This window comes from Nocardia sp. NPDC004340 (genome assembly GCF_053602575.1).
Window position 1 is genome coordinate 1 of sequence record NZ_JBSGDW010000021.1, and the last position, 16733, is coordinate 16733.

The window sequence follows — 16733 nt, forward strand, 5'->3', positions numbered from 1 at the left end:
CCGGCCCATGCGCTTGCGGACCTCGTCCAACAGGGGTGCTTGCTCGATCGGAGTGATCATGACGTCCCAACTTTCTAACGGAAGATCGTACTTTCTCACGTTAGAACATCATGGCTTCGGAAATCAATACCCGTTAGAATCGAGTCATGGTCGATCCCTTGGCACTTCGTTTGGCGAACACCATCCGCGCCACCAGTCGCGGTCTGACCGACGCCTTCGGCACCCGTGAATCCACCCGGGAATGGCTGGTCGCCCACGCCGCCGACGTCGGCATGTACGTGGACCTCGAGGCCTACCTGCCCACCGAGGACGACCGCGCCGCCCTGGTGGACCTGCGCCAGCAGGTGCGCGCGCTGTTCGCGGAATACGTTGCGCCGCATCCGCCCAGCTCCGCCGACGCGACCGTGCTGCCGCCCTTCCCCGAGTCGCTGGCCGCGATCAACCACGCCGCCGCCCCGGCGCTGCGGCTGCTCGAATGGGACAGCGAAGGGCAGCGTCTCGAATACCGGCTGCTCACGAAGACCGAACTGGACACGGTCAAGGCCGGATTGGCCGACGCCGTCATCGAGTTCTTCGGCGGACCGCAGGCCGAGCAGATCCGCGTCTGCCCCGCCCCGCGCTGCGTGCGATATTTCGTGAAATCCCATCCGCGCCAGGAGTGGTGCTCGGTGGCCTGCGGCAATCGCGCCCGCGCGGCCCGTCACTACGCCCACCACCGCGACGACTGAGCGGGTTCTCCCCGGGACGCGAAACGGCCCTCGCACGGTCGCGTGCGAGGGCCGTGAGAGCTGTTCCGGCTCAGCCGAAGAAGGCGGCCGCCTCCCGATACCGGTCCTGCGGCACCAGCTTCAGCTGCTTGGTGGCCTCCGACAGCGGCACCAGCGCGATCTCGGTGCCGTGCAACGCCACCATCTGCCCGAATTGCCCGGCGTGCACGGCTTCCGCCGCATGCACGCCGAATCGCGTGGCCAGCACCCGGTCGTACGGCGTCGGCGTGCCGCCGCGCTGCACGTGCCCGAGCACGGTCACCCGGACCTCCTTGCCGATGCGCCGCTCGATCTCCGGCGCCAGCTGCTGGGCGACCCCGGTGAAGCGGACGTGCCCGAATTCGTCGATGCCGCCGTCGCGCAGCGTCATGGACTCCGGATCGGGGTGCGCACCCTCGGCGACCACGCAGATGAAGTGCGAATCCCCGCGCTGGAAGCGCCGTTTCACCATGGCGCAGACCTCGTCCACGTCGAACGGCACCTCGGGCACCAGGGTGAGGTGGGCTCCGGCGGCGATGCCGGAGTTGATGGCGATCCAGCCCGCGTGCCGCCCCATCACCTCGACCAGCATGACGCGCTGGTGGGATTCGGCGGTGGTGTGCAGCCGGTCGATGGCCTCGGTGGCGATGGCGACCGCGGTGTCGTGGCCGAAGGTGGTGTCGGTGCAGTCGATGTCGTTGTCGATGGTCTTGGGTACACCCACCACGGGGACGCCCTCGTCGGCCAGCCAGGAGGCGGCCGTGAGGGTGCCCTCGCCGCCGATGGGGATGAGCGCGTCGATGCCGTTGTCGTCGAGGGTCTGCTTGATGCGGGGGAGTCCGGCGCGCAGGACATCCGGATTGGTGCGCGCGGTGCCGAGCATGGTGCCGCCCTTGGTGAGCAGCCGGTCGGTGCGGTCGTTGTTGAGGATCTGGATCTTGCGATCCTCGAGTAGTCCGCGCCAGCCGTCCTGGAATCCCACGATGGCGTCTCCCCAGCGGCCGTTCGCGGTGCGAACGACAGCACGGATCACGGCATTCAGGCCTGGGCAGTCTCCGCCTCCGGTCAAGACTCCGATGCGCATGGACCCCATCTTGCCCTGAGATGGGTGGTCCGTGGGCTGCACCCCCGTGAACCGCCGGTTACGGTTCGCGGCGGTTCGGCCGGGCCGCTAGCCCGCCGCGCAGACGCCGCCCCGGAGCTCGTCGAGGTGCTTGCCGATCAGGGTGGCGACCTTGGTGAGCATGACGGTGCCGTCGTCGAAGGAGCCCGAATTGGGCTGGGTGGCAATCGCGATGGCGATCTGCCCGCCCGCGGTGGGAATCAGGCCCAGCTGCCTGACCAGGTAGTTCCCGCTGGTGTCGGGGCCCCAGCCGCCCTTGAACTCGGCCCCGTCCAGCGTGCCCAGGCCCCAGCGCTGACCGGAGCTGACCTTGCTCATCAGCGAGGTGACCGCGTCGGACTCGGGCAGACAGGGCAGTTTGGCCGCGAATTTGACCTGATTGGCCAGCGACCAGTCGGCCTGTCCGAACGCCGAGTAGTCGGATCGGGTGCGGGTGGCGGGCACCGTGGTGTCGGTGTCGCCACCCTCGCGTAGCACGTCCTGGACGGTCTGGGCGGCGACATCGGGCGAGCCCAGCGCCTGCCACAGGGTGTCGGCCGCGCTGTTGTCGGAGTACTCGATGGCATTGATCGCGGCCGTCTGGTTGGACGAGCTCTTGCGCAGCGCGGCCAGGGTGAGCGGCACCTTCATGGTCGACCAGCCCGGTCCCGAGCTCCAATCGCCCAGCGCCACCGTGCGATCGCTGCCCACCGGCGTGATGGCCAGCCCCACCTTGCCCGACAGCGACGGCTTCAGCTCGTTGACGAAATCCCAGGCCAGGGTGCCCGGCAGTGCGACCACGGTGGCCGGGACGGTGGCTCCGGGCGTCGCCGCGGTGCTCGTTTTATCCGGTACCAGTACGGGTTTGCTGCTGCAGGCCGTCAACGCCCCGAGCAGCAACACCAGGGCGCCGCGACCGGCGGTCCGGGCGAGCCGCCGCCGTCCGCGTGAAATCGGTGCGTGCACCCGTCAACCTCCATCTGCCCCGGCGTCCGGCGCGTTCCCTGTTCCTAGCGGACGCACCGGAACCCCGTCAATCTCAGGGATTGTCGTGCTCCCGGACGAGGGGGTCAAATGCCGTGGGTATGGGTGATTTTCGGTGGGCATGCGGCCGAAAAGGGTCAGTGCGAGCAGAGTCCGCCGTGGAGGTCGGGCAGGTGGTCGCCGACCAGCAGCGCCAGCTTGTCCATCATGTCGGTGGCGTCATCGAAACTGCCCGAGTCGGGTTCGGCCGCCAGCGCCACCGCCACCGGTCCGTTCAGCGTCGGGACGAGGCCGAACTGGCGGACGGTGTATTTGCCGGTGTCGTCGTCGGGACCCCAGCCGCCCTTGAACTCCGCGCCGATCAGCCGGCCCAGACCCCAGCTCTGGCTGGGGGTGATCTCACTCATCAGCGAGACAACGGAATTGGCGCGCGGCAGGCAGGGCAGCCGGGAGGCGAAGTGCACCTGGTCGGCCAGCGACCAGTCGGTGGCGCCGAAGGCGAGCAGATCGTCGGATTCCAGCGCGGCCAGCTTGGTGTGGCGGGCGGCGACATCGGTGGCGACGTCGCCGGCCTCGCGCAGGATCGACTCGACCGCGTCGGCGGCCTCGCTGCCGGTGCCCAGCGAGGTCCACAGCGTCTGCGCCGCATCGTTGTCGGAGAAGGTGATGGCGGCCTCGGCGGTGGAACGCATGCCGGTGGGGTCGTGGCGCAGTGCCGCCAGGGCCAGCGGCACCTTGATGGTGGACCAGGCGATGCCGGTGGTCCAGTCGCCCAGCTGGGTCATCTCGCCGCCGCCGACCGGCATCACCGCGAGGCCGATCCGGCCCTCGAGTCCGGCCTTCAGCTCGGCGAAATCCGCCGCGAACGCAATGGTTTTCGGCAAACCGAACAGTTCAGGCAATTCGGGCGCGATCAGGGGCGGGGACTGCTGCAGCTTCGAGCTGTCCCCGACCGGCTTGATCTCATCCGCCTGCGCCGAAGAGTGGTGCACCGCACCGACATTCACACCACACCCGGACACGGCCAGGACAGCCGCCACCGCCAGCCCGCGCACAAAACCCTTGCAACAGGCCGGGATCGGATCAGTAGACATACACCACCGCGTTCTCGCCACCAGCGCAGGTCACCAATTTGCCTGCGGCCGTGCAGTTCATCGTGTAAGACCGGCCCGTCACCGGACTCACTGCCACCACAGTAACCGGCGACCCCGCCCGGCCAGTAGCCGTATCGGCATAAGACCGGCGAACCGCCTCCGCGAAAGGACAGGACGTGACCGTGTTCCCGATCGCGGAATTGGCGAAGCCGCCCAGCGCCGCATACGTCGGTGGACACGGCGTAGCACCCGCTGGCAGCTGGACCGCGTCGGATGTCGTGGTGGGCGCCGCCGGGCTCGTCTGCTGTGAGCGCGGAGGCGTGGTTCCCGGAACACCCTGTGCTGCCGTCGTTATGGGTGTTTCGTTGCCGGAGCGGTCGAGGACTTGCCAGCCGATCGCACCGGCGATCGCGGCCAGCGCCACCACCAGCACGGCGATCGACACCGGCGCCGCCACCGACCGCTTGCGCCGCCGCCCCGGCGCCCGCGGCTCGGGCTGCACGATGGCGTGCTCGGAGGTCGGATACAGCGAGGGATCCGGCGCCGGCGCGTACGGGAAGTCCCGCTGCTGCGCCTGCGCGTGACCCCACACCGCCTGCTGTTGGGCGTCCGGCGGCAGCGGCGTGTAGTGGAAGTCGCTGACCCGCACCCGGGTCGGGTCCGAGGGCGTGATGATCGGCAGATCACTCGACGGCGAGGGATCCTCGGCCGCCGGGAAGGAGCCGGTGATGTAGGCCGGGATCGACGTGGTGTTCGGGCGGCCGGGATTGGTCTGCCGCACAGTCGGATCGGTATTGCGGGCGGGCGGCGGCGGGGTGCCGCCCGGCAGCATGGTCGTCGCCGGACCGGCCGGGCCGCCGGTCGGCAGCACGGTGGTCGGGGGCGCGCCCACGGGCGGGCCGGGCGGCACGGTCCGGCCGGGCCGCGGCGGCTGACCCGGCGCGCCCTGGCCACCGGCGCCCGGCATATTCGGGGGCAGACCCTGACCGGCCAGCGCCGAGCGGGCGGCCCGCGCGAATTCGCCCGCGGTGTAGAAGCGGTCGTTCGGGTCCTTGGCGAGCGCCTTGCCGATCACCGCGTCCAGGGCGGGCGGAATCCCGCCGCGCAGCATGCTGGTCAGCGGCGGCGCCTCGGACAGGTGCGCGCGGATCAGCACGCTCATATTGTCGGCCGGGAACGGCTTGTCGCCGGTGAGGCCTTCATGCAGCACGCAGCCCAGCGAGTAGATGTCGGCGCGGCCGGAGACCGGGCCCGCGTCGAACCGCTCGGGGGCCATGTAGGCGTAGGAGCCCACGGCCGTGCCGGTCATGGTGATGGTGGAGTCGCCCTCGGCGCGCGCGATGCCGAAGTCCGCGAGATATGCGAAATCCGCATCGGTGACGAGGATGTTGGCGGGTTTCACGTCACGGTGCACCAGCCCCGAGTAGTGCGCGGCGTCCAGCGCCGCGGCCACCTGCTCGATGATCCCGATGACCCGCAGCGGCGGCAGCGCCCCCGAACCGTCCAGCAGCGAGCGCAGATCGCGGCCGCGCACCAGCCGCATGTCGATGTAGAGGACACCGTCGATCTCGCCCCAGTCGTGGATGGGGATGATGTGCGGCTCCGCCAGCCGGGCCGCCGCCTGCGACTCGCGCCGGAAACGCTCCTGGTAGGAGGGATCTTTGGCGAGCTCGGCGGGCAGCAGCTTGAGCGCGACGACCCGATCCTTGGACGTGTCGTAGGCCTCGTAGACCTCGCCCATGCCGCCCTTGCCGAGCAGCGAGCGCAGCTCGTACGGCCCGAACCTGCTCCCGGCCCGCGATGGCGCATCCACCCCGTCAAACCTCCACACTCTTGGGAGGGAAGCAGACGAGGACCCGCGACCCACCCCTCTAGGAGGTGGATTCTCCCGGTGCGACTACGCCGTGGTCAAACGCAAAGACGATGGCAGCGGAACGGTCGCGTAACCCGAGCTTCCCGAAGATATGTCCCACGTGGCTCTTCACCGTTACTTCGGAGATGCCGAGCGCGGTCGCGATCTCCGCGTTGACCCGGCCTCTGCCGATGAGTCCGAGCACCTCGAGCTCGCGAACCGTGAGCTCGGACAGGCGATTGCCGGCGGGCGCCGGGGTGGGGCGCGCCGAACGGTAGGTATTCAGGACACGCGGGGTGACGGTCGGGTCCAGCCACGAGCCGCCACCCGCGACCGTGCGGACCGCGCGGATCAGATCCTCGGCGGGGGAGTCCTTGAGCAGGAACCCGGCCGCGCCCGCGCGCAGCGCGCCGGACAGCAGCTGGTCGTCGTCGAAGGTGGTCAGCACCAGCACCGGGGGCGCGTCGGGGGCGGCGCGCAGGGTGCGGGTGGCCTCGATGCCGCCGATCCGCTTCATCCGCAGGTCCATCAGGACCAGGTCGGGGCGGTGGGCGGCGACGGCGGCGGGCACCTCGTCCCCGTCGGAGCATTCGCTCACCAGGAAACCGTCTCGGCGGCGCAGGATCCGGCGCAGTCCACCGCGGACCAGTTCCTGGTCGTCGACGACGAGGACGCCGATCAGTTCCTCGTCCGAGCGGTCGGTCACATACCCTCCTGGGCGGTCTTGCGGAACAGCGGTTGCAGCAGCGACTGCAGGTGGTCGTCGGCGGCGGTGAAGCCGCAGGGCACGGTCCCGGTCAGCGGGATGTGCGCGAACACCCGCCAGCCGTCGTCGTCGGGTCCCGCGGTGAGCCGCCCCGCCAGCGGCGCGACCCGCTGCCGCATACCGGAGATGCCCATGCCGTTCCCGGCCCGCGGGGCCGCCCCGGCCGCCAGCGTATTGGTCACTGTGACCTCGATGTACTTGGGGTGCAACTGGATTCGCAGCCGTGCCCGCTCGCCGGGGGCGTGCTTGGCGACATTGGCCAGCGACTCCTGGCAGATCCGGTACATGGCCAGGCCCACCCCGGCGGTCACCGCGGACCGGTCGCCCTCGAGGCGATAGTCGACCGTCACCCCGGCGCGCACGAAGTCCGACACCAGTTCGTCGATGTCGTCGAGATCCGGCTCCGGCGCGAGCGTGGCGGGCCGGTCGCCGAGCAGGCCGACGGTGCGCCGGATGTCGGCCATGGCCTGGCGGCCCAGCCGTTCGGCGTCGGAGAGCGCGTCGATCGCGTCGTCCACGTCCCGGTCGGTCTGCAGGGCGTGCCGGGCGGCCGTCACGTGCAACAGGGTGATGCTCAGCGAATGCGCGATCACGTCGTGCACCTCGCGGGCGATGCGGCGGCGCTCCTCGTCGGCCGCGGCCTGCGCGCGAATGTCCTGGTAGTCGCGCTCCTGATACAGGTAGCGGCGCTGAAAGTTGAGCAGCTGGCCGGTGAACCAGGCGAACAGGATGCCGAGTGCGAACCAGGTGAATCCCTCGATGTGCCCGATCGATTCGAAGAACATGAGCTCGGCGAACATGACCAGGGCCACCGGCACGCTCACCGCCGGGCCGGTGATGGCCGCGATCTCCCCGGCGATGATGATCAGGACCAGCGGCGCGACGTCCAGCGGGACCGGCTGGGTCAGGAACAACGCGGCGGCGGCCACGGTCAGCGTGGCGAGCAGGACGGGCCGCGGCTTGAAGTCCAGGATGATGCACGGCGGACCGGTCACGCAGATGAGCATGAGCGCGACCACCGCGACGACGCCCGGGAAGTACCCGGCCACCACCCGCTGCACGAAGGCCACGGTGGCGACCGTGCACATCATGGAATCCACCAGGATGGCCATCGACGCGGGGTAGTCGAACCCCGTCGACTCCACCCAGCGCTGGTAGTCGGCGAACGGATTGCGTACGAATCGCCGGAACCCCACGCCGACGCGGCGCAGTCCCTCCAGCAACTCCTGCCCCAGGGCGGCGGGGGTGGCGCTGGTCACGTTCATTCTGCAAGGCTATCCGTCGAATCAGACGGCGTACATCGTCCGGCGGCAGGGGTACGTCTCCTACCGGGGTAGGAGGTCAAGTCGCGTCCGCGGCACGAAGACAGCGGCCGCGGGCCGCTCGTAGTTTTGGGGACAACAGCCGACACGTCCGCCACCAGCGGGCGTTCAACGAGAGGTTGGCGTCATGTCCTGGGCAGATCTTCACGCTCGCACCGACATCCTGCACACCGTCCTGGACCGGGCGGCGCGCCGCGACTTCGCACGAAATCCAGTGGACCCCAAGCTCTTCCACGACCTGCCGGACGTGGACCGGCTCTTCGGCGGACCCGAGGGCGTGCTGCTGGCACTGCGGAACCGCTGGGAGAACCACCTGACCGTTAAGCTCGAAAACGCTATGGAGAAAGGCATTCTGGCGCAGGAGGCGTACGCCGAACTGTGCGCCGAGCAGCCCGCGCTGCGCGCCCTGCTGGATGCCTTCGACACCGATCACCTGTACCACCGCCGTCCTCGCCTGCGCGCGCTGGCCGGCTGACCGCACCACACCGATGGCACTGATCTTCGAGGGGTAGACCATGCTGGAATTGACCGACGTCACCAAGGAATACCGGGTGGGTGAACAGGCCGTCCGCGCCCTGGACGGCGTCAGCCTGCGGATCGGGGCGGGGGAGTTCACCGCGATCATCGGGCCCTCCGGCTCCGGCAAGAGCACCATGCTGCACCTGCTCGGCGCGCTGGACTCCCCGGACTCCGGGTCGATTCGATTCCAGGACAAGGAGATCGGCGACCTCGACGACGACGCGCAGTCCGAATTCCGGCGGCACCGGGTCGGTTTCATCTTCCAGTTCTTCAACCTGCTGCCCACCCTCACCGCGTGGGAGAATATCGCCATCCCGAAACTGCTGGACGGCACCGGACTGCGCAAGGCCAAGCCGCGCGCCCTCGAACTGCTCGACCTGGTCGGACTCGGCGAACGCGCCGACCACCGGCCCGCCGAACTATCCGGCGGGCAGATGCAGCGCGTGGCGGTGGCGCGGGCACTGATCATGGACCCGCCGCTCATCCTCGCCGACGAGCCCACCGGCAACCTGGACTCCAAGACCGGGGCCTCGATCCTGCGACTGCTGGCCGACATCACCGAGGCGGGGAACTCGGTGGTCATGGTCACCCACGACATGGGGGCGGTGCGGTACTGCGATCGCGTGATCAACCTGCGCGACGGGCGGATCGGGTCCATCGACCGGGTCGAGCGGGGGGATGACGGGGAGGTCCGGACGATTCCCGAGGCCGGGCACGACGGCTCCGAGTCCGCCGTCGCGCCTGCTTCGAAGGGTGCCGCCGTGAACGGCGCCGGGGCGGTGCGCGCATGATCCGCGCCGCCTGGGACCGCCTCCGGCTGTTCAATATCGGTGAGCTGCTCGCCCACCGCGCCCGCACCATCATGGCCATGGTGGTGATGGGAGTCTCTGCCGGACTGCTGGTTTCGGTGTTCAGCATCTCCGGCTCCATCACCGGCTCGGTGGACAAACTCACCCACAGCCTCGGCGGCAAGGCCTCGCTCGAGGTCAGCGGCATCACCGACGCCGGCTTCGATCAGGCACTGCTGCAACAGATCCGGACCGTGCCCGGCGTCGAGACGGCCGCGCCGATGCTGCGCCAGTCCATCGGGGCCGACGACGACCGTGCACTGCTCATCGGCGTCGACCAGTCCATCGCACAGCTCGGCAGTGATCTCGGCGGGACGCTGAAAGACCAGGCGGGCAAGCTGCTCACAGTCCCCAACGGCGTGCTGGTCGGCGCCGCCATGGGGCATAGTGAAGGGGAGCGGTTCCAGCTCGGCACGGTGACCGCCACGGTCGCGGGCGTCATCGACGACGCCACCGCCGCCAAGCTCAATGGCGGCCACATCGTGTTCGCGCTGCTGCCGGTGGCGCAGAAGATCACCGATCGGGCCGGGCACATCGACTCGGTGCAGATCGTGCCCGCCCCGGACACCGATGGGGGACAGCTGCGTTCGGACCTGACCAAGGTGGTCGCGGGCCGGGCCGTGGTCGCCGATCCGGACCTGCGCACCGCGCAGGCGGGCGGTGCCATCATGCTGGTGCGCTTCTCCACCCTCGCCTCCTCGGCGGCGGCGCTGATCGTGTCGACCTTCCTCATCTACAACGCCATGAGCATGGCGGTGGCGCAACGCCGTCCGACGCTGTCGCTGCTGCGGGCCATGGGCGGCAGCAGCGGGCCCATGGTGCGCGACCTGCTCACCGAGGCGGCGTTGCTCGGCCTGGTGGGCGGCCTGATCGGCGCGATCATCGGAATCTTCATGGGCCGCACCGCGATCCACCAGCTGCCCGCGGCGATCGTGAACTCCGTGGAATCGCGCACCGAGTACGAGGTGCCCGGGTACGCGGTGCCGGTGGCGATCGCGGCCTGCGTGCTGGCCAGTGTCGCCGCGGCCGCTCTGGCGGCGCGGCAGGTGTACAAGGTCGCGCCCATCGAGGCGCTGGCCCCGGTCGGCGTCGGCGCGGCCGATCAGGTGAGTCCGCTGCTGCGCTGGTCCGCGGCCGCCCTCGGCCTGGTCATGGTGGGCGGCGGCATCGCGGTGGCCGAGGTGGATCTGGGCCGGTATTCGATCGGCGCGATCTCGCTGTCGATCGCCGGATCGGTGGTGTTGTGCTTCGCCGCCACCGGGCCCATCGTGCGCGCCGTCGCCGCGGTGGCCGGACTCTTCGGCGCGCCGGGAGCATTGGGCGCCACCACCATCGAACGCGCGCCGCGCCGGGTGTGGGCCACCGTCATGACGGTCATGATCGGCATCACCGCCATCGTCGCCATGGGCAATGCCAGCCGCAATATGGTCAGCGCCGCCACCGACAGCTTCGAGGGCCTGGGCCGCACCGATGTGTTCGTCAGCCCGACCGCCATGGAGCAGTTCCCCACCGGGCCGCTGCTGCCCGCCGACTTGAAGGCGAAGCTGGCCGCCATCCCCGGCGTCGGCGGAGTCGGTTCGGCGCAAATGGCTTTCGCGACCCTGGGCCGCGGCCGCGTCATGCTGCAGGGCTACGAGGACGGCGTCGCGCGCACCTCGGCGCTGGACACCGTGGACAAGGCCGAGCAGGCGCGGATGGCCGCGGGCGAGGGCATCGTCATCTCCCGCGACGTGGCCCGCTCCCTCGGCGTCGAGGAGGGCTCCGAACTCACCCTGCCCACCCCGTCGGGCGAACACCGGGTGCAGGTGCTGCGGGTGGTGCCGTACTTCTCCGCCATCGCCGGGGTCGTCGTCCTCGACCTCGACGTCATGCGGCAGTGGTATCAGCGGCCCGGCGAGACCATCATCGGCATCGACTTCGCGCCCGGCGCGGACCACGCCGCGGTGATGGCCGCCGTCCGTGCCGCCGTGCCCGCCGACATCCACGTCAGCACCGGACGGCAAGCGGTGGACGCGATCTCGTCGAGCGTCCAGCAGGGCACGGCGATCAGCGCCGCCATCCTCTGGATCGTGGTGCTGGTCGCCACCATCGCCCTGCTCAACACCCTGATGCTGTCGGTCCTGGAACGCCGCCGGGAAATGGGCGTGCTGCGGGCCATGGGCACCAGCCGCCGCTTCCTGCTGCGCAGCGTGCTCACCGAGGCCGCGGGCATCGGATTGACGGGCGCGGCCCTGGGACTGGTGATCGGGTCGGGCGTGCACTATCTGGCGACCGTCGCCCTCGGACACGCCATCGCCATGGACATCGCCTATCGTCCCAGCCCACTGCTGGTGGTGTACGCGATCATCGCGCTCGGACTGGCCCTGCTCGGGGCGATTCCGCCCGCCCTGCGCGCCGCCCGGATGCCCATCGTGGAGGCCATCGCCGTGGACTGACGGCGGGTAAATAGGATGGAGCGCATGAGCGCAGCGACCGTGGACTTGATGGACTACTCCGATGTCATCGACCGGTACGACCCGGTGCTCGGCATGGAGGTACACGTCGAGCTGGGCACCGCGACCAAGATGTTCTGCGGCTGCCCGACCGAATTCGGCGCCGAGCCCAACACCCAGGTGTGCCCCGTGTGCCTGGGCCTGCCGGGCTCGCTGCCGGTGGTGAACGAGAAGGCCGTCGAGTCCGCGATCCGCATCGGGCTCGCGCTGAACTGCTCCATCACCCCGTGGGGGCGGTTCGCGCGGAAGAACTACTTCTACCCGGACCAGCCGAAGAACTACCAGATCAGCCAGTACGACGAGCCGATCGCCACCAATGGCTACCTGGACGTGATCCTCGACGACGGCGAGGTCTTCCGCGTCGAGATCGAGCGCGCCCACATGGAGGAGGACACCGGCAAGTCGCTGCACGTGGGTGGCGCGACCGGCCGCATCCACGGCGCCTCGCACTCGCTGCTCGACTACAACCGCGCGGGCGTGCCGCTCATCGAGATCGTCACCAAGACCGTCGAGGGCGCGGGCGAGCGGGCCCCCGAGGTGGCGCGTGCGTACGTGACCGCGCTGCGCGAGGTGCTCAAGTCCCTCGACGTGTCCGACGTGAAGATGGAGCAGGGCTCGCTGCGCTGCGACGCCAACGTGTCCCTGATGCCCAAGGGCGCCAAGGAGTTCGGCACCCGCACCGAGACCAAGAACGTGAACTCGCTGCGCAGCGTCGAGGTCGCGGTGCGCTTCGAGATGCGCCGCCAGGCCGCGGTGCTGGCCTCCGGCGGCGAGATCCTCATGGAGACCCGCCACTTCCACGAGACCGACGGCACCACCTCGCCGGGCCGCATCAAGGAGACCGCCGAGGACTACCGCTACTTCCCGGAGCCCGACCTCGAGCCCATCGCGCCCGACGCCGCCTGGGTCGAGGAACTGCGTGGCACCATCCCCGAGTACCCGTGGCTGCGCCGCGCCCGCATCCAGTCCGACTGGGGCCTGTCCGGCGAGGTGTTCCGCGACCTGGTCAACGCCGGCGCGCTGGACCTGATCATCGCGACCGTCGACGCGGGCGCCTCGGTCGATGCCGCCCGCTCCTGGTGGGTCGCCTACCTCACCGAAAAGGCCAAGGAGAGCCAGGTTTCGCTCGAGGACCTGCCCATCACCCCCAAGCAGGTCGCCGAGGTGGCCGGGCTGGTCGAGGCCAAGACCATCAACAACAAGGTCGCCAAGCAGGTCGTCGACTTCGTCCTCGCCGGTGAGGGCGAGCCCGCCGCCATCGTCGAGGCCAAGGGCCTGGGCATGGTCTCCGACGACTCCGCCCTGCAGTCCGAGGTCGAGAAGGCCCTCGCCGCCAACCCCGACATCGCCGAGAAGATCCGCTCCGGCAAGGTCCAGGCCGCCGGCAAGGTCGTCGGCGACGTCATGAAGGCCACCCGCGGCCAGGCCGACGCCGCCCGCGTCCGCGAACTGGTGCTGGCCGCCTGCGGCGTCGACGGCTGATCCCGCCCGCGGCCCGATCGGCCGCTGCGTATCGGTGGCGCGCAGCTGACCTCGCGCGCCGCCGGGTGGACCCACCCACCGAACTCTCGTCCTCGGGGCGCGCGGCACCAGCCGCGCGCCCCGAGCCTTCTGAGCGATCATGAGCTTGACCCTCACACCGTGTGAGGCCCGAGCCTGGAGGAGTCATGTTCAGTATCGGAGACTTCGCCAGGTTCGGATCGGTGTCGGTGCGAATGCTGCGTCACTACGACGAGATCGGGCTGCTGCCGCCGTCCGAGGTCGACCCGTACTCGGGCTATCGGTTCTATGCCGCCGATCAGCTCGCGCGGCTCAACCGCATCGTCGCGTTGAAGGATCTCGGCTTCACCCTGCAACAGGTGGCCGAGATGCTCGACGGTCAGCTGTCCGCGGAACGGTTGCACGGCATGCTGCAACTGCGTCGTGCCCAGCTGGCCAATCAGGTGGCCGCGGACACCGCGCGACTCCAGTCCGTCGAGGCGAGGCTCCTGCGCATCGAAAGGGAGGGCGTCATGCCCGAGCAGGAAATCGTCGTGAAATCCCTGGCCCCCACGCTCGTCGCCGAAATGAGCGAGGTGGCGGCCGAATCCGGTGAGGCCGCCGTCGGCCCGATCATCGAGCGGCTCTACCAGCGGCTGGGGACGTCGATCCCGGAGGCGGGACTCACCATCACCGGTGCGCCGGTGGTGTATTACGAAGAGCTGGAAGCGGGTCTGCGCGTCCACGTCGCCCACCAGGTCGCGGGCGCCGCTACCCCCGGCACCTCCTTCGAGCTGCGTGAGCTGCCCGCGATCACGCAGGCCGCCACTCTCGCCCACCGCGGCAAACTGTCGGAACTGTGCGTGTCCTTCGAGGCCATGGGCCGCTGGGCCGACGAGAACGGTTACGCCCCTTGCGCTCCCATTCGCGAGGTCTACCTCAACGCCCCCGGCGACCCCGCCTCCGCCGAATGGGTCATCGAACTGCAGATGCCGGTCACGCAGGCCGCCCGAGCCTGAACCGGAATCCCGAGCCCGGAAAGCGCTGCGGCGCACAGCGAGTGCTGTGCGCCGCGGCGTGAGCCGGGAGGCTAGTCCGAACCGCCGCGCTCGCCGCCGTTCGGCGGTGGGATCCGCACCACGCGATCGTCGTACTGGTTCGGACTGCCGTCGGGCTTGTTCACGGTGCCGACCCAGATATTGCCGTCGCCGCCGATCGACGCGCCGTCCAGGCGGCCGTACTTGTCCTGCGCCAGCAGCGAGGGCGCGGCGGTCACCGCGTGGGTGTTCTTGTCGGCCATGGCGATGGCCAGCGCCTTCTGATTGGTCATGGAGATCGCGACCGCGTCCGTGGCGGCCGTGCAGCCCGCGACACCCGGGTGATCGGGCCAGGTCCACGCCTTCACCGCCACACCGTCCGCGCCGACCCGCTGCAGCCGGTCCTCGGTGGCGGTGCGGTCGGTGAACCAGATCGACCCCTTGCCGTCCGAGCACACGCCGCCCGCCACCCCGATTCCGGACACCATCACCTCGGCGGCCGCACCGGGCGCGGGGGCGCTGATGCTCAGCAGCTTCCCGGCCAGCGAGCCGTTGTCGGCGGCCAGCGCCGGATTGCCCGCGTCGCCGGTGAGCACCAGCATGCGGTCGTGCGCGGTGAAATCGATCGACCCGCGATTGCCGTTGGCGCCCTTCGGGATTCCGGTCAGGATCGGCTTGGGCGCGCCGCCGCCGGTGGAGATGCGCACCACCCGGTTGTCGCTCGGCGTCGTCACGTACGCGTAGACCAGGCCGTCCTCACCGTAGGTGGGCGACAGCGCCAGCCCGGTCACGCCGCCGTCCCCGGCCGGGTCGACCTCCACCTTCGCCACCTCCACCGGCGCGGGCGGCTCGCCCTCGTCGGTGGCGACCACCTTCAGGATCCGCCCGGTGGTGCGCTCGGCCACCAGCGCGCTGCCGCCGTCGGGCAGCGCGACCAGCCCGCCGGTGGTGTCCAGGCACGAAACCACCACGGCCAGATCGGGATCCACGCACGGCAGATCCGGACGCTTGGCATTGGTCGGCGGCGTCTTGGGGGTGGAGGTCTTGGGCTCGGCGTCCTGCCAGGTCGGCTCGGTGGTGAACGGGCTGGAGGCGCGATCGTCGAAGCGCGCGCACCCCGACAGCAGCACCGCGCCGAGCGTCATGCCCAGCACGATCCGCCCGGCGCCCGCACGGACCATCCGTGCACCCACCCCGACACGGTCAGCGGCAACCAGACTCATGGTGGAGACGTTACGGAAAACCTGCCGTCACCGCTCGGACGGGGTGTCGCAAAAAGGCGTGCCGTGGCGAAACACTCCACCGTGGCGCGAATCGGCCAGCGGACACGCCCGCGTTCTACGGGGTGCCGGACGGTTGCGGCTAATACTCTGACCCGGGTGACGAACAAGCCGAACGAGCCGTCCGCCGCGGCGGGCGACGCCCCGCCCGCAGCTCCGCGCCCGGCCGGCGCACCGGTCCGCAGCCCCTTCGACTCGCCGACCGAGCAGTTCGCCGCCCCGTCGGGCGCGCAGACCACCGAGACGATCACGCTGCCCGCCGCCCCTCCGGGTCCGGCCGCCGAGCAGACCGGCCAGGCCACCGGGCAGCCCGACCAGGCGACCGAGAAGATCACGCCGCAGAAGGTCGGCCACGGCACCGAGCGGAACCTGCCGCGTACCGACGAGGAACTCGGCCTCGATCTGGACGTCCCGCTCTACTCGCAGGTCAAGAACGCCATCCCGGGCGCGGCCGACAGCTCCGCCGCCGAGCCGTCCTCGACCTACACCTTCGCCAGCATCCCGCCGGCCCCGGCCGCGCCTCCGGAGAACAATGGCCGCCGCCGTCGCGACGACCGCCGCGGCACCCTGGACCTCGGACTCCTCTTGCTGCGCTTGGTCGTCGGCGGCACGTTCATCTACCACGGTCTGCAGAAGGCCTTCGGCTGGTTCCACGGCCCCGGCTTCGACGGCATCAAGACCTCGATGGAGGGTGGCGGCTGGAAGCACGTCGACTTGGCCGTGCCCATGCTCATCGCGGGCGAGCTCGGCGGTGGCCTGCTGGTCGTGATCGGCCTGGCCACGCCGCTGGCCGCGGGCGCGCTGCTCGCGGTGATCCTGGACGGGTGGATGTGGAAGCAGGGCATGGTTCCCGGATTCCAGTACTCCGCCAAGACCAACTCGGTCGAGATCGACTCGATCCTGGTCGGCATCACCACCGCGCTCATCCTCACCGGCCCCGGCCGCTACTCGCTCGACCGCAACCGCGCCTGGTCCACCCGCCCGTTCCTGGGCTCCCTGGCCGCCTTCGTCGCGGCGGTGGCGGCGGCCATCCTCGTCTACATCTACCTGCACGGCGGCAACCCGCTCAACGGCATCGGCCCGTTCAAGTAGCAGGCTGCGTACGGCGCGGCCGGGGGCTCGAAAAACCAAGCGGCCGGGGGGGGGGCCCAAGATACAACCCCTGCCCTCGAGTAAACTTTGTGGTGTGCGCGCAGCCCCCATTAACACCCC

At 70.1% G+C, this 16733-nt stretch carries 14 protein-coding genes; 7 read left to right on the forward strand and 7 right to left on the reverse strand.

The genetic code is table 11. The features are described from left to right. Window positions 1–146: 146 nt before the first annotated feature. A complete protein-coding gene (locus ACWEOI_RS35185) occupies window positions 147–728 on the forward strand; it encodes a CGNR zinc finger domain-containing protein (RefSeq protein ID WP_452362374.1) in 582 nt (193 codons plus the stop codon). Window positions 729–798: 70 nt separating this feature from the next. Here the strand turns inward: ACWEOI_RS35185 and ACWEOI_RS35190 are convergent, their stop codons facing one another. From ACWEOI_RS35190 to ACWEOI_RS35215, 6 genes are all read right to left on the reverse strand, one after another. Next, window positions 799–1830, reverse strand: coding sequence for an ATP-dependent 6-phosphofructokinase (locus ACWEOI_RS35190; RefSeq protein WP_357279305.1), 1032 nt, complete (start codon window positions 1828–1830; stop codon window positions 799–801). Window positions 1831–1917: 87 nt separating this feature from the next. Then, window positions 1918–2814, reverse strand: coding sequence for a hypothetical protein (locus tag ACWEOI_RS35195; protein WP_433671890.1), 897 nt, complete (start codon window positions 2812–2814; stop codon window positions 1918–1920). Between the two features lie 155 nt (window positions 2815–2969). Next, window positions 2970–3926 (reverse strand): hypothetical protein, encoded by a 957-nt coding sequence (locus tag ACWEOI_RS35200; protein WP_433671891.1) that lies wholly within the window; start codon window positions 3924–3926, stop codon window positions 2970–2972. Continuing rightward, window positions 3916–5739: a protein kinase domain-containing protein gene (locus ACWEOI_RS35205; protein WP_452362375.1), complete on the reverse strand. Its 1824-nt coding sequence runs from the start codon at window positions 5737–5739 to the stop codon at window positions 3916–3918. Before ACWEOI_RS35205 ends, ACWEOI_RS35200 begins: the two co-directional genes overlap by 11 nt. A gap of 58 nt (window positions 5740–5797) precedes the next feature. Further along, entirely contained in the window at window positions 5798–6484 is a 687-nt protein-coding gene (locus tag ACWEOI_RS35210; RefSeq protein ID WP_379101626.1) for a response regulator, read from the reverse strand. Further along, window positions 6481–7809, reverse strand: a complete 1329-nt coding sequence (locus tag ACWEOI_RS35215) for a histidine kinase (protein ID WP_433671893.1) — start codon at window positions 7807–7809, stop codon at window positions 6481–6483. Before ACWEOI_RS35215 ends, ACWEOI_RS35210 begins: the two co-directional genes overlap by 4 nt. A 184-nt stretch (window positions 7810–7993) precedes the next feature. Between ACWEOI_RS35215 and ACWEOI_RS35220 the strand changes: the two genes are divergently transcribed. From ACWEOI_RS35220 to ACWEOI_RS35240, 5 genes are all read left to right on the forward strand, one after another. Continuing rightward, complete coding sequence (locus ACWEOI_RS35220; RefSeq protein ID WP_452362376.1) at window positions 7994–8341, forward strand: hypothetical protein; 348 nt, start codon at window positions 7994–7996, stop codon at window positions 8339–8341. 40 nt (window positions 8342–8381) lie between these two features. Next, entirely contained in the window at window positions 8382–9176 is a 795-nt protein-coding gene (locus ACWEOI_RS35225; protein ID WP_433671895.1) for an ATP-binding cassette domain-containing protein, read from the forward strand. After that, window positions 9173–11668 (forward strand): FtsX-like permease family protein, encoded by a 2496-nt coding sequence (locus tag ACWEOI_RS35230; protein WP_452362377.1) that lies wholly within the window; start codon window positions 9173–9175, stop codon window positions 11666–11668. Before ACWEOI_RS35225 ends, ACWEOI_RS35230 begins: the two co-directional genes overlap by 4 nt. Before the next feature lie 24 nt (window positions 11669–11692). Continuing rightward, on the forward strand, window positions 11693–13207 hold the full coding sequence (gene gatB / locus ACWEOI_RS35235; protein WP_452362378.1) for an Asp-tRNA(Asn)/Glu-tRNA(Gln) amidotransferase subunit GatB: 1515 nt from the start codon (window positions 11693–11695) through the stop codon (window positions 13205–13207). Window positions 13208–13392: 185 nt separating this feature from the next. Then, window positions 13393–14223, forward strand: coding sequence for a MerR family transcriptional regulator (locus ACWEOI_RS35240; protein ID WP_452362379.1), 831 nt, complete (start codon window positions 13393–13395; stop codon window positions 14221–14223). A gap of 71 nt (window positions 14224–14294) precedes the next feature. On the opposite strand, the gene ACWEOI_RS35245 is transcribed toward ACWEOI_RS35240, so the two are convergent. Beyond that, the gene (locus tag ACWEOI_RS35245) at window positions 14295–15422 is read right to left on the reverse strand and encodes a PQQ-dependent sugar dehydrogenase (protein ID WP_452362380.1); all 1128 of its coding nucleotides are present in this window, start codon (window positions 15420–15422) and stop codon (window positions 14295–14297) included. A gap of 198 nt (window positions 15423–15620) precedes the next feature. On the opposite strand from ACWEOI_RS35245, the gene ACWEOI_RS35250 reads away from it, so the two are divergent. Beyond that, the gene (locus ACWEOI_RS35250; RefSeq protein ID WP_433671899.1) at window positions 15621–16613 is read left to right on the forward strand and encodes a DoxX family membrane protein; all 993 of its coding nucleotides are present in this window, start codon (window positions 15621–15623) and stop codon (window positions 16611–16613) included. Window positions 16614–16733: the final 120 nt, after the last annotated feature.